5 protein-coding genes are annotated in these 14,811 nt (G+C 72.9%); 3 read left to right on the forward strand and 2 right to left on the reverse strand.

Translation table 11 applies throughout. The features are described 5' to 3' along the window. Positions 1–4 precede the first annotated feature (4 nt). Positions 5–718 (reverse strand): enoyl-CoA-hydratase DpgB, encoded by a 714-nt coding sequence (gene dpgB / locus AB0B86_RS05515; protein WP_357413408.1) that lies wholly within the window; start codon positions 716–718, stop codon positions 5–7. A 33-nt stretch (positions 719–751) separates the two neighbouring features. Further along, entirely contained in the window at positions 752–1,867 is a 1,116-nt protein-coding gene (gene dpgA / locus AB0B86_RS05520; protein WP_357413406.1) for a 3,5-dihydroxyphenylacetyl-CoA synthase DpgA, read from the reverse strand. A gap of 447 nt (positions 1,868–2,314) precedes the next feature. On the opposite strand from dpgA, the gene AB0B86_RS05525 reads away from it, so the two are divergent. From AB0B86_RS05525 to AB0B86_RS05535, 3 genes are all read left to right on the forward strand, one after another. Next, a complete protein-coding gene (locus tag AB0B86_RS05525; protein ID WP_357413405.1) occupies positions 2,315–2,551 on the forward strand; it encodes a hypothetical protein in 237 nt (78 codons plus the stop codon). A gap of 36 nt (positions 2,552–2,587) precedes the next feature. After that, the gene (locus tag AB0B86_RS05530) at positions 2,588–3,349 is read left to right on the forward strand and encodes an alpha/beta fold hydrolase (RefSeq protein WP_357415576.1); all 762 of its coding nucleotides are present in this window, start codon (positions 2,588–2,590) and stop codon (positions 3,347–3,349) included. A 396-nt stretch (positions 3,350–3,745) separates the two neighbouring features. Next, positions 3,746–14,811 (forward strand): SDR family NAD(P)-dependent oxidoreductase (locus AB0B86_RS05535; RefSeq protein WP_357415582.1); only part of this gene is annotated, 11,066 nt, incomplete at its 3' end.

The raw sequence follows: 14,811 nt of genomic DNA on the forward strand, positions 1-14,811 counted from the left end.
GCCGTCACGCCCCTTCCCGTGCCGCCGCTGCCGGCGTGTCGGCTTCACGGGTAGCGCGGCGCAGCGCGCGCTCACAGGCCGCCAGATGCATGCCGAGGGCCTCGTCGAAGCTGGTGGATCCAGCATCGAGGAGCAGCCGCCGGCGCACGGCCAGCTCGCTGCGGGCCACACCGTCCAGGTGCTCCACGGCCGGGGTGGCCGGGTCCGTGACGATCTCGTCCAGCAGGCCCAGGTCCAGCGCCTCGACGGCGGACAGGCCCGCGCCGAACAGCACGATCCGTCGGGCGTGCGCCCCGCCGAGGTGGTTCACCAGCCGGTACAGGAACATGCCGGCCCACGGGCTGCCGTCGGTCATCGGCGGAACGATCCGGAACTGTGGGGTCGCCGCCCGATGGTCGGCGATCAGCAGCACTTCCAGAGCACTGCCGGCGCAGGGCCCGTCGGCGACCACGACGACAGCGGCGGGCGAGCGCTCCAGCCGGCGCAACACCTTCTCCCAGCGGCTCACTAGGTCGATCCCGACCGGCCCCGGCCAGTCGCCGGGCCTGCCGTTGCCGGTCAGCCGGATCGTCACCGTCGCGTCGCCGCCGGCATCCTCCACCTGGTCGCAGAGCCCGGCCAGGTCCGCGATGAGCGTCCCCGACAACGGCTGCCCGCTGTCGATCGTCAGTGCGAACTCCTCGGCGGTGGCCTCCGGAGCCAAATCCGTGACTGACATGTTCAAGTCCAATCCGTGTGCACGTCGAGAGGATCAGTAGCGGACGAGGGCGGTCTCGATGGTCGATCCGGGACCCATGGTCATCAGCACGCCGTAGTCGCCGGTGCGAATCACGCCTTCGTCCAGGAGCCGGCGGTAGGAGAAGAGCAACGATCCACTGGAGAGGTTGCCGAAATCGCGCAGCACGCTGGTGGTGTGGCGGACGTCGTGACGGGTGAGGCCGAGGTTCACGGCCACCGAATCGATCACCTTCTTGCCGCCGGAGTGGATCAGCCAGTGGGCGATCGAGCTGCGCCGCAGACCCGTGCCGCGTAGCAGGTCGGCCACCACCTTCTCGGCGTGCGCGCCTACCACGTACGGGATGTCGCGATCGAGGTAGAAGCTGAACCTGCCCTGACTGTCGTCCCAGTCGAAGCGCATCGCGTCGACCGCCTCCGGGATGACGCAGCTGGCGTACTTGAGCACCTGCGGCCCGTCGCGGCCCGGATCCCGGCAGACCGCCAGGGCAGCCGCGCCGTCGCCGAAGAGGCTGTTCACCACGGAGGTGCGCATTGTGCCGTCGAAGACGTATGCGGCCGAGCACGCCTCGATGCAGACCATCACGGCCAGGCCGCCCGGATTGGCCGACGCCCAGCCGGTGGTCGCGTTCAGCGCGTTGAGCCCGGCGTTGCAGCCCATCCCGACCACGTCGAGCCGGCTGCACTCGGCCGGGATGCCCAGCTCTCGGATCAGCAGGGCGCTGAACCCGGGCGTGAGCAGGCCGGTCGACGAGACGCAGACCAGGTATCCCAGGTCGGTGACCGCGGCGTTGATCTGCTTCAAGCAGGACTGCAGGGCGCGGGCGCCCATCTCGACACCCTGCCGCTTGTGCTTGGCCAGCAACTCGCCCTGGCTCTCCATCCGAGGACGGCCGTCCGCGCCGATCGGCGGCACCGTGAGGTATCGCCGGTCGATCGCGCTGTTCAGGAAGACCCCGCGGATTCGCTGGTCCTCGATGCCGAAAAGGTCGAGAAGATCGCGCTGGGAATAGGAGTTCTCGGGCACCGCCGTGGCGACGCTCAACAGGCTGGGACCGGTCAGTTCACCGGCCGGGGCGGTGCCCTTGCGGAAGGGGGCTCCGACGTGTGCCAGCTGCTCGTCCAGTGTCATGTGACCGCCCTGTCGCTCGTCGCCGTCCGTGGGTTCAGCCTTTTCCGCGGCCGGCGAATCGGGGCCCGGCAAAGGAATGGGAAAGGGATCCGGCGCATTCCTGCGGCCGCTGACGGCACGCTACCGCAGCATTTCCGGGCAGCGACACCATTGTTGTGGTGAGAGCTGTTCCGCACCGCCGGATAGGGGGTCTAGGGGAGAAGGCCGGAACGAGGCGCCGGCCGGGCCCCCCTCTGCGACCCGGAGCAGCGGGCCGCCAGGAGGTAGGGGATGGCTAGGGGCTTGATTGAAGCTGTGGAATCGCCATGCTGATCCGGTAGGCAATGGACATGTTCGGCCTTGCACTCCACAACGGACGTTGTCCCGGTTTGCGGACGGGTCGGGTGCCGCCCGCCACCGGGTGCTCTTCAGCGAGGTGATCATGAGACGGTTGGAACCCACCGCACCGTGGCGGCGCCGCGCGGTGCCCACCTGTCGCTGTTGCTCGGGTCGACCGCCGGCCCGGTCGAGAGCGACCATGCTCGGTGGCTGCGGCGCTTCCACCCCGCCGAGGGGTGCCGGATCAGACTGGTCTGCTTCCCGCACTTCCTCATCGACGAACACCACACCCGCTTCGTAAACCTAATCTGCGACCGTCTGCTGCCCGAATCCGTCGATCCGAACGTCGTCGGCGACCCGTCGTAGGCCTCCCGTCAGGGGCCTTGGAGGAAGACCGCACCCATGAGCCAGGACCTCATCAGCCAAGCGCAGTGGATCCGCCGGTTTCACCCGTCGGCCGACAGCCGCCTGCGCCTGATCTGCCTGCCGCACGCCGGTGGCTCGGCGAGCTTCTACTTCCCGGCCTCCGAGGCGCTCAGCCCGACCATCGAGGTGCTCGCGGTGCAGTACCCAGGGCGCCAGGACCGCCGCTTCGAACCGTGCCTGGCAAGCATCGCCGACCTGGCCGACGGCGTCTTCGCCGCGCTGGAGCCGAGCCTGGGCGAGCATCCCATCGCGATCTTCGGGCACAGCATGGGCGCAATCGTCGGGTACGAGCTGGCCCGGCGGCTGGAGACGGGCGCCGGCATCGCGCCGGTGCGCCTGTTCGCCTCCGGGCGGCGCCCGCCGGCCAACTGGCGCCAGGAGCACGTGCACCGGCTGACCAACGAGGGCATCGTCGCCGAGCTGCAGCGCCTCAACGGCACCCACTCCCGGCTGCTGGCCGACCAGGACATGCTGCGCTCGATCCTGCCCGCGCTGCGGGCCGACTACCGGGCGATCGAGACCTATCGGCACCTGGAGGGGCCTGTGCTCGGCTGTCCGATCACGGTGCTGGTCGGCGACGCCGATCCGACGACCGGCATCGAGGATGCGTACGCCTGGCAGGCCCACACCACCGGTGCCTGCGACGTGCGGGTCTTCACCGGCGGTCACTTCTTCATGTCCGACCAGCCGACGAAGGTCGTCGACCTCATCTCGAACGTCCTGCTCCCCGAGAGGTGAGCAGTACGGCCGCCGCAACTCTGCGGCTACCCATACCCACAGCCCTGGTCGGGTGTGCCCTGCGGGTCCCCGGCGCTGGGCCGGTACCGGGATGCTCCGCGAAGGAGCATCTGACGTAAATCACACGACTCAGGTAACGCGTAGATGAACCTCGCCCTCCATGGCGCATTGATTTCTCTCGATTGACGGCGCGTCGCAAGGGTGTAAGGGGCTTCGCCTAAGGGCTCTGGACTAGGGGACGGCTAGGGGTTGTAGCTGCGCATTTGCGGTGTCTACGTTCCGACCAGAAGTCAGGGCAACGCCCGCACGAGCGAGCTTGTCGGATCGGCAACCGAAATCGATGAACCGTGTCCGGGCCGACCGACGCAACGATCCGTCTAGGCGAGGAGTGTGGGTGTGGCGCATGTCGAGGACAGCCGACCGCTAGTCGAGCTACTACTCGGCCACGCGTTGGACCGACCGGGACGGATCGCCTACGCCGACGCCGATCGCGCGGTGTCCTACGCCCACCTGGCCGCCCGGACCGGCCGCATCGCTGGGCATTTGGCCGCCGCCGGACTCCAGCGGGGCGAACGCGCCGCGATCCTGCTCGGCAACCGCGTCGAGACCGTCGAGGCGTACCTCGCCGTCACCCGGGCCGCAGGGGTGGGCGTTCCGATCAACCCGCAGGCCGCGCCCGCCGAGATCACCCACATCCTCGACGACAGTGGTGCCCGCGTCGTCGTCACCGACCCCGCGCACCTCGACCTGGTCGCCGCCCGCCCCGGCTGCACTGTCGTGCTCGTCGGCGCCCCGGTCGCTGGCACCGCCTCCTTCGAGTGCCTGGCCACGACCGAACCGCCCCGCCCCGCCCGCGACGATCTGCGCCTGGACGAGCCCGCCTGGATGCTCTACACCTCCGGGACCACCGGCCTACCCAAGGGCGTCGTCTCCACCCAGGCAGCCTGCCTGTGGTCAGTGCGCTCGTCCTACCAGGGCGTGCTCGGGCTGCATGCCGAAGACCGGCTGCTGTGGCCGCTGCCGCTGTTCCACAGCCTCGCGCACATCCTCTGCGTCCTCGGTGTCACCGCCACCGGCGCCACCGCACGCATTCTGACAGGCTTCGCCGCGCAGGACGTGCTCGACGCCGTCCGTGCCGAGCCGTTTTCCCTGCTCGTCGGCGTCCCCGCGATGTACCACCACCTGCTGGCGGCGGTGCGCGAGACCGGGCTGCGCGTGCCCGCGCTGCGGGCTTGCCTGGTCACCGGCGCGGTCACCACACCGTCGCTCGGCGCGGCCATGGCGGCGGCCTTCGGCGTGCCCGTGGTCGACACCTACGGCAGCACCGAGACCTGCGGCGCGATCACCATGAGCCACCCCGACGCCACCCTGGCCGCCGGGACCTGCGGCACCGCCGTACCCGGGGTGACCGTGCGGCTTGCCGACCCGCGGACCGGCCGCGACGTGCCCGACGGCGACGAGGGCGAAGTGCTGGTCGCCGGGCCCGCGCTGATGCTCGGCTACCACGGCCGGCCGCGCGAGACCGAGCAGGCGCTGCGCGACGGCTGGTACCACACCGGGGACCTGGCCCGGCGTGACGCCGAAGGCCGCCTGACCATCACCGGCCGGCTCAAGGAGCTGATCATCCGGGCCGGGGAGAACATCCACCCGGGCGAGATCGAGGCGGTGCTGCGTACCGTCGCGGGCGTCGCCGACGTCGCGGTCGCCGGTCGCCCACACGACGTGCTCGGAGAGGTGCCCGTCGCCTACGTCGTCCCCGCCGCCGAGGGCTGGTCACCGGCCGCCGCCGTCGCGGCCTGCCGTGAGCGCCTCGCCTACTTCAAGGTGCCCGACGAGGTCCGCGAGATCGAGACGATCCCGCGTACCGGGTCGGGGAAGGTGAGCCGGCGCCTGCTGCTGGACACTCCGTCCCGGCTGCGCGGCAGCGGCGCGAGCCATCACGAGCAGTTGTGGCGGCTGCGCTGGGCACCCGCAGCACCTGCAGCACCCGCTGCGGCGGCCCCGGCCGGCGGCCGCTGGGCCGTGATCGGCGCAGCCGAGCCCGCGCTGACCGAGGCGGTGCGCCGGGCCGGGGGCATCGTCACGGCCGTGCCGACCGTCGCGGCCGCGCTGGCGGCGGGCACCTTCGACGGGTACGCCCTCAGCCTGCCCGAAACCCCTGACCTGCCCACCACACTGGCCCTGCTCGCCGCCGACGGCCTGCCTGAGCTGCCCGCCCCGGTCGTCGTGGTCACCCGCGGCGGCACTGCGGCGGCGCCCGGCGAGCGGGTCGAGCCGGCCGCTGCCGCTGTCCGTGCCTGGCTGCGCCACCGGGACCACACGGCGCTCACCGTTGATCTTGCATTGCCCGCGACACCCCAGGGCTCGGCGAGCGCGGCGGGCCACACGGCGAACACCGCCGAGGCCGACGTCGCGGCCTGGACCCGGGTGCTCGCCGAGGTGCCGCGGCGGGCGACCGGAGGCGACCCGGCCGTCGTGCCCGGATCCACACCGGACGCGCGGGAGTTCGCACTGCGCGCGGGCCGCCTGCTCACACCTCTGCTCGGGCCGGTACCCGCCTCCATCGAGGTTGACCCGGACGCCGTCGGCTCGGACGCTGTCGGCTCCGGCACGGCCGGGGTGGACAGTGGCGCGCCGGATGTTCGTGCTTCCGGCACCCGGACTGCTGACGGCACCGTGCTGGTCATCGGGGCGGCGAGCGGGCTGGGCCGGGTGCTCGCCCGACACCTCGTCGCCGGGCATCGGCTGCGGTCGCTCGCGCTCTGCGTCGGCGGACCATCCACCGAGGACCTGCTCGAGAGCCCGCGTGCTCTGGCCGCTGAACTGGCCGGTCTCGGCGCCGAGGTACGGGTCCACGCTGCCGTGCCCGCGTCCGCGGTCGGCGCCGCCCGCCTGCTCGCCGAAGCCGGCACCGACGCCCCGCTTGCCGGGATCGTGCACGTGGTCCGGACTGCCGTCGACGCCGAGCTGGCTGGGCACCTGACCGAACTCACCCGCGACACCGGGATCGCGGTGACCCTGTGCACGCCGCCGGTGGGTCTGCCCGGCATGCCGGTCGCGCCACGGGACGCCGCCTCGATCGCGTACGCGGTCGCCGGGCTGCCGCCGCACGTGCGCGTCGCCGGGTTCGCCCCGCTCGCCGAGAGCGAACCGGCCGTGCCCGGACTCGCCGGTCTCACCGATCGGGACGTGGAGACGGCCGCCGACGTGCTCTGGTCCGGACAGACAGGCCTGCTCGCGCTGCGTCCCGACCCTGCGCTCGGCACCGATCCGCAGGCGGCACCGCTGCGACCGCTGCTGCGCGACCGCTCCGCCGCCGACCCGGCCGACCCTCAAGCCGCCGTCGAACTGCGGGCGAGCCTGTCCGGCCTGCCGCCCCGCGCCCGGCTGCGCGCCCTGACCGAGTTGGTCGGCGCGCACGCCGCCGCCCTGCTCGACGCCGACCCGGCAGCCATCGCCGCCGACCGGGCGTTCACGCACCTCGGCTTCACCTCGGTGACCGCAGTGGCGCTGCGCGCCCGCCTGGTGGCCGCGACCGGGCTGAGGCTGCCGGCGACGCTCGCCTTCGACCATCCGACCCCGGCCGCCGTCGCCCGCCACCTCGAGGATGCCCTGTTCGGCGCCGCAACCCGGCCCGACGTGGTGCTGCGGCCCCGCGCCGCCGACGACGACCCGATCGTCATCGTCGGTATGGCCTGCCGTTACCCGGGCGGCGTGCACACGCCTGAGCAGCTGTGGCGGCTGGTCGCCGACGGCGTAGACGCGGTCGGCGACTTCCCGGCCGACCGCGGCTGGGACCTCGGCCGTCTGTTCGCCGGAGACGGCAGCGCCCCCGGCACCATCTCCACCCGGCACGCGGGTTTCCTCGACGCCCCCGGCGACTTCGACGCGGCGTTCTTCGGCATCAGTCCCCGCGAGGCCCTGGCCATGGATCCGCAGCAGCGGCTGCTGCTGGAGATCGGCTGGGAGGCGCTGGAACGGGCCGGGATCGACCCCGCCTCGCTGCGCGGCACCGACACTGGCGTCTACGCCGGGTTGATGTTTCACGACTACGCCACCGGGCTCGGCGCCATCCCCGACGAACTGGAGGGATACCTCGGCACGGGCAACGCGGGCAGCGTCGCGTCCGGGCGGATCGCGTACACGCTGGGGCTGGCCGGGCCCGCGATCACCGTCGACACGGCCTGCTCGTCGTCGCTTGTCGCCATCCACCTGGCCGTGCAGGCGCTGCGGCGTGGCGAGTGCACACTGGCGGTGGCCGGCGGCGTCGCCGTGATGGCCACCCCGGAGACGTTCATCGAGTTCAGCCGCCAGAGCGGGCTTGCCGCCGACGGCCGCTGCAAGGCATTCGCCGACGCCGCCGACGGCACCGGCTGGTCCGAGGGCGCCGGGCTGATCGTGCTGGAGCGGCTGTCCGACGCCCGCAGCCAGGGCCACCAGGTGCTCGCGGTGGTGCGGGGCAGCGCGGTCAACTCCGACGGGGCCAGCAATGGCCTGACCGCCCCGAGCGGCCCCGCCCAGCAGCGCGTGATCCGGCAAGCCCTGGCCGACGCGGGTCTGCGCACCGCCGACGTGGATGCGGTCGAGGCGCACGGCACCGGCACCACCCTCGGCGACCCGATCGAGGCCGGTGCGCTGCTGGCGACCTACGGGCAGGACCGGGCGCGGCCGCTGCTGCTCGGCTCGATTAAGTCGAACATCGGGCACGCGCAGGCGTCGGCGGGTGTCGGCGCGGTCATCAAGATGGTCCAGGCGATCCAGTACGCGCAGCTGCCGAAGACGCTGCACGTCGACGCGCCGACCACGGCCGTGGACTGGTCGGCGGGCGCGGTGGAACTGCTGCACGAGCACACGCCATGGCCGCCGGTCCAGCGTCCCCGCCGCGCCGGAATCTCCTCGTTCGGGGTCAGTGGGACCAACGCCCACCTTATCCTCGAGCAGGCGCCGCCGGAGACCGCCGCCGCACCGACCGCCCGTCCGTCCACCGTGGTGGCTCCCGTGTCGGCACGCAGTGAGACCGCACTGCGGGAGCAGGCCCGGCGGCTGCTCGACCTGCTCGCCGCCGACTTGTGTGTCGACGCTGGTGCCGTTGGCGGCAGTGCGGCCGCTTCGGCCGGGGCGGGGTCCGGCGCCGAGTTCCCGCTGGCCGACCTCGCCGCCGCGCTCGCCGTCGGGCGTACCGCCTTCGAACACCGCGCCGCCGTCGTCGCCGCCGACCGGGACGAGCTGGTCGCCGGGCTCACCGCGCTGGCCGAGCAGACCGCTGCCACCGGACTGGTCCGCGGCACGACCGCCGCAGGCGGCCTGGCCATCGCCTTCACCGGCCAGGGCAGCCAGCGTCCAGGGATGGGCCGGGAGCTGGCCGAGCGGTTCCCGCTGTTCGCGGCGGCGCTCGCCGAGGTCTGTGCCGAGTTGGACCGGCACCTGCCCCGGCCGCTGCGCGAGGTCATGTGGGCTGAGGAGGGATCGGCCGAGGCGGCGCTGCTCGACCGGACCGACTTCACCCAGGCGGCGCTGTTCGCGCTGGGAGTGGCGCTGTTCCGGCAGGTCGAGGCGTGGGGCATCGTCCCCGACGTCCTGATCGGGCACTCGATCGGCGAGCTGACCGCGGCGCACCTGGCGCAGGTGCTGTCGCTGCCCGACGCCGCGCTGCTGGTCGCGACCCGGGGCCGGCTCATGGGGCAGCTGACGCCCGGCGGCGCCATGATCGCGATCGCCGCCACGCAGGCGGAGGTCCGGGCCGCCCTGGCCGGGGTCGCCGGGGCGCTGGCGATCGCGGCCGTCAACGGCCCGCAGGCTGTGGTCGTCTCCGGCGACGCCGACGCGGCGGAGGCGGTGGCGGCCGAGTTCGCCTCGCAGGGCCGCAGGACCACCCGGCTTCGTGTCAGCCACGCGTTCCACTCTCCGCACATGCAGCCGATGCTCGCCGAGTTCCGGAAGGTCGCTGCCTCGGTGACCTACCGTGCACCGCAGATTCCGGTCGTGTCCAACGTGACCGGGCACCTGGCCACCCCCGAGCAGCTGGGCTCGCCCGACTACTGGGTGCGGCACGTGCACGACGCGGTACGGTTCGCCGACGGGCTGCGTACGGCGGTCGGGACCGGTGCCGCGACAGTGCTGGAACTTGGCCCCGACGGGGTACTGACCGCCATGGGGCGCGACAGCGTCACCCCAGACCAGGCGGACCTGATCGCCGGGCTGCGCAAGGGGCGGTCGGAGGTGCGCACGCTGCTTGGGGCGGTCGCGGCCGCGTACACCCGAGGGGTAACGCCCGATTGGGCATCGCTGCTCGGCGGCGGCCCCCGGCACCGGTTCACGCTGCCGACCTACCCCTTCGAGCGTCGCCGTTACTGGCTGCGCACCGAGGCCGGGGCAGCCCTCGGCGACCCCGTCGACCTGGGCCTGACCGCCGCGACGCATCCGCTGCTCCGCGCGGGTGCCACCGTCGCCGCACCGGACGGGCTGCTGCTCACCGGCCGACTGTCGGCCGGTACCCAGCCGTGGCTGGCCGACCACGTCGTATCCGGCCGCACCCTGCTACCCGGCACCGCGATCGTCGAGCTGGCGCTGCACGCCGGTGACCGGGCCGGCTGCGGGCGGCTCGAGGAACTGGTCATCGAAACGCCGGTCGACGTCGTCGCCGACCTCGACCTGCAGCTGTGGACCGGCCCCGCCGACAACTCCGGCAGCCGCCAGATCAGCCTGCACACACGCCCGTCCGGTTCGGACGAGGCGGGCTGGACCCGGCACGCCACCGGAAACGTCGTGCCTGACCGCCCGCAGCCGGCCCGCGCCGCCGAGGCATGGCCGCCCTACGGCGCGGAGCCGATCGCCGTCGACGGCTTCTACGCCGCGCGCGTGGCCGACGGGCTGGCCTACGGCCCTCGGCTCCAGGGCCTGCGCGCCGCGTGGCACCACGGCGACGACGTGCTCGCCGAGGTCGTCCTGCCCGATGGGCTCGACCACACCGGGTACGGCATCCACCCCGCGCTGCTCGACGCCGTGCTGCACGCCCTGGACCTCGCCCCCGCCGCAGGGGCCCGGCAGGCACGGATGCCGTTCGTGTTCAGCGGCGTCAGCCTGGCCGCCACCGGTGCCACGACCTGCCGGGTCCGGATCACCCCGCTCGGTCCGGATACGGTCGCCGTCGACGTGACCGACCCCGCCGGGCAGCCCGTCGCCGTGATCGCGTCGCTGACCCTGCGCGCCGTCGAGACCGGCGGCCGCTCGACCGCGGCCGCCGACACCACCTACCGAACCGAGTGGAGCGTCGTGCAGACGGGCGGGCACACCGTCCGGACCTGGGCGGTGCTCGGCGACACCCGCCTGGAGGCGGAGGGCGGTGACCGGGTCACCGGGCACGCCGACCTGGCCGCCGTGACAGCCGCCGACGCCGTCGTCGCCGACCTGCGTACCGCTGACGGCGTCCGCGCCGCGACGACCCACGCGCTCGCGCTCACGCAGCAGTTCCTCGCCGCTGATGCCCTGGACGGCGCGCGGCTGGTGCTGCTCACCCGGGCCGCAGTCGGCACGCACCACGCCGAACCGCCCGCCACTGTCGGCGGCGCCGCGGTCTGGGGCCTGATCCGCTCCGCCCAGTCCGAGCACCCCGGCCTCCTGGTCCTCGTCGACACCGACGACGCACCCCTGTCAACGGTCGCGCTCGGTGCCGCCCTCGGCAGCGGCGAACCGCAGATCGCGCTGCGCTCCGGGCGCCTGCTCGTACCCCGGCTCATTCGCACCTCTGCCAATGCCACGCTGACCCTGCCCGCCGCAGCGTCCTGGCGGCTGGAGTCGCTGGCCACCGGCACCCTCGACCGGCTCGACCTCGTCGAGCACCCGGACGGGCTGCGGCCACTGGCGCCGCACGAGGTCCGCATCGCCGTACGGGCCGCCGGGCTCAACTTCCGCGACGTGCTGCTCGCCCTCGGCGTGTACCCGGACCGGCTCGCCCTCGGCGGCGAGGCCGCCGGTGTGGTGGTCGAAGTCGGCGCTGCCGTCACCGGGTTCACCCCTGGCGACCGGGTGATGGGCCTGTTCCCGGCCGCGTTCGCGCCCGTCGCCGTGGCCGACCACCGCGTGGTCGCCCCGATTCCGGCCGGTTGGTCGTTCGCGCAGGCCGCGGCGGCACCCGTCGGCATGCTCACCGCCCTGTACGCCCTGACCGACCTCGCCGCGGTCCAGCCGGGGGAACGCGTGCTGGTGCACTCGGCCGCCGGTGGTGTCGGTATGCCCGCCGTCAGCATCGCCCGTCACCTCGGCGCCGACGTGTTCGGCACCGCCAGCCCCGGCAAGTGGGAAGTGCTCCGCGGGATGGGCCTGGCCGACGAGCGCATCGGCAACACCCGCGACACTGGCTTCGCCGACCGCTTCCTCGCCGCGACCGGCGGCGTGGGCGTCGACGTCGTGCTGGACTCCCTCGCCGGAGAGTTCGTCGACGCCACCCTGCGGCTGCTGCCGCGCGGCGGCCGGTTCCTGGAGATGGGCAAGGCGGACATCCGGGACCCGGAGCAGATCGCCGCCGCACACCCCGGAATCGCGTATCAGGCGCTCGACCTCGCCGACGCCGGACCCGACCGGATCGACAAACTGCTCGCGCGCCTGGTCGACCTCGCCGGGCAGGGCGTCCTGACCCCGCCGCCAGTCACGGCGTGGGACATCCGCCGCGCCCCCGAGGCGTTCCGATACATGCAGCAGGCCCGGCACACCGGCAAGCTCGTGCTGACCATGCCCGCCCCGATCGAGGACGGCCCGGTCCTGATCACCGGCGGCACCGGCACCCTCGCCGGCATCGTCGCCCGCCACCTCGCCACCGCCTACGGGGTGCGGCATCTGGTGCTGGCCAGCCGCCGCGGCCCGGCCGCCGACACCGCCGCCGCCCTCGTCGCCGAGCTGGACGACCTCGACGCTCGCGTCGAGGTCATCGCCTGCGACGTCGCCGACGCCGACGCCGTACGCGACCTGGTCGCCCGCAGCGGCGGCCGATTCGCCGCGATTATCCACACCGCCGGGGTCGTTGACGACGGCATCCTCGCCGCACAGACGCCCGCGCGGCTCGACACGGTGCTCCGTCCGAAGATCGACGCGGCGCGGCACCTCGCCACCGTGGCCGGGGACGCGCCGCTGATCCTCTTCTCCTCCGCAGCGGCGACCTTCGGCAACCCGGGCCAGGCCAACTACGCCGCAGCCAATGCCGCGCTCGACGCCTTGGCGCACGCCCGCGCCGTCCACGGCCGTCCCACCACGTCGCTGGCATGGGGGCTGTGGGCCGAGGCCAGCGGCATGACCGCCGGGCTCACACCGAGCGCCGTCGACCGGCGTACCGGCATGGCGCCGCTGGCCACCGACGCCGCCCTCGCCGCCCTCGACCGCGTCCTCGCCGGGGCCGAGCCCGTGGTCGTCGCGGCGAACCTGCAGCTGGGCACGCTTGCGGGGCGCGCCGATGTCCCGCCGCTGCTGCGCGGCCTGGTCCGGGTGCCGTCGCGGCGGGCCGCCGCCAGCGCCGACCTGTCTGTGCTCGCCGCACGGCTGCCCGAGGCAGACCGCCGCGACGCCGTCGCCGAGGCGGTCTGCGTCGCGACCGCCACCGTGCTCGGCTACGGCTCCGCAGCCGAGATCAAACCGCATTTGACCTTCAAAGCGCTCGGTGTCGACTCGCTCACCGCCGTCGAACTGCGCAACGCGCTCGCCAGCGACCTCGGCGTAGGGCTGCCCGCCACGCTCGTGTTCGACTATCCCAGCCCGGACTCGGTGACCGAGCACGTGCTCAGCCTGCTCGGCGGGCCGCCGGCCGCCGCGCCGACCGGATCGGTGGCCGCGCCCGCCTCCGACGACCCGATCGCCATCATCGGCATGAGCTGCCGCTATCCGGGCGGCGTCGCCTCACCCGAACAGCTGTGGCGACTGGTTGCCGACGGCGTGGACGCCACCACCGCGATGCCGACCGACCGCGGCTGGGACCTCGACCGCCTCTACCATCCCGACCCGGACCACCTGGGCACTACGTACGCGATGCGGGGCGGCTTCCTGCACGATGCCCCCGACTTCGACGCTGCGTTCTTCGGCATGCCGCCCCGGGAGGCGCTGACCGTCGACCCGCAGCATCGGCTGCTGCTTGAGACGGCGTGGGAGACGTTCGAGCATGCCGGGATCGACCCGGTGTCGGTGCGCGGCACCGACACCGCTGTCTTCGCCGGGGTCATCAGCAACGACTACGCCTTCGGCCTGCGTGCCACAGCGACCAGCGGCGAAGGCGTCGAGGGCCACCTGCTCACCGGCGTGGCGACCTCCGTCGCGTCGGGTCGGGTGTCGTACGTGTTCGGGTTGGAGGGTCCGGCGGTCACGGTTGATACGGCGTGTTCGTCGTCGTTGGTGGCGATGCATCTTGCGGGGCAGGCGTTGCGGCGGGGTGAGTGTTCGTTGGCCTTGGCTGGTGGTGTGACGGTGATGGCGACGCCGTTGACGTTTGTGGAGTTCAGCCGGCAGCGGGGCTTGTCGGTCGACGGCCGGTGCAAGGCGTTCTCCGCCGCCGCCGATGGCACGGGTTGGGGTGAGGGCGTCGGAATGGTGCTGCTGGAGCGCCTGTCCGACGCCCGTCGGCACGGCCACCGGGTGCTCGCGGTGATCGCCGGTAGTGCGGTCAACCAGGACGGTGCCAGCAATGGATTGACGGCGCCGAGTGGTCCGTCGCAGCAGCGAGTGATTCGGTCCGCGTTGGACAGTGCGGGTCTGACGGCGGCTGACGTGGACGTGGTGGAAGCCCACGGCACTGGTACGCGGTTGGGTGATCCGATCGAGGCGCAGGCGTTGATCGCTGTCTACGGTGACCGACCCGTCGAAGGTCCGTTGTTCGTCGGGTCGTTGAAGTCGAATGTTGGTCATACTCAGGCGGCTGCTGGGGTCGGTGGTGTGATCAAGATGGTGATGGCGATGCGGCATGGTGTGTTGCCGCGGACGTTGCATGTGGATGAGCCGTCGCCGTTTGTGGATTGGTCGGCGGGTGCGGTGCAGTTGTTGACTTCGGCGCGGGAGTGGCCGGAACTCGACCGTCCGCGTCGGGCGGCGGTGTCGTCGTTCGGTATCAGTGGCACTAACGCGCATGTCGTTTTGGAGGCGCCCGCGCCGGAGCGGTTCCTGCCCGATCCCGGCCCGGCGGGCATGCCGGTGCCGTGGGTGTTCTCCGGGCGCACTGAGCAGGCCGTCGCCGACCAGGCCGCGCGCCTGACCGCCGCCGATTTCGGCCCGGTGTCTGCGGCCGCTGTGGGTCGGGCGTTGGTGACGCGGCGGGCGGGGTTTGAGTTTCGGGCGGCGGTGGTTGGTCGGGATGTCGCTGAGTTGAAGGCTGGTTTGGTCAGGCCGGCTGTGTCGGGTCGTGTGGTGGGTGGTCGGTTGGGTGTGTTGTTTGCGGGTCAGGGTGCGCAGCGGTTGGGGATGGGTCGGGAGTTGTATGGGGTTTTTCCGGT

The sequence above is a fragment of the Micromonospora sp. NPDC049047 genome (assembly GCF_040649135.1).
In the GTDB taxonomy this organism is placed as follows: domain Bacteria; phylum Actinomycetota; class Actinomycetes; order Mycobacteriales; family Micromonosporaceae; genus Micromonospora.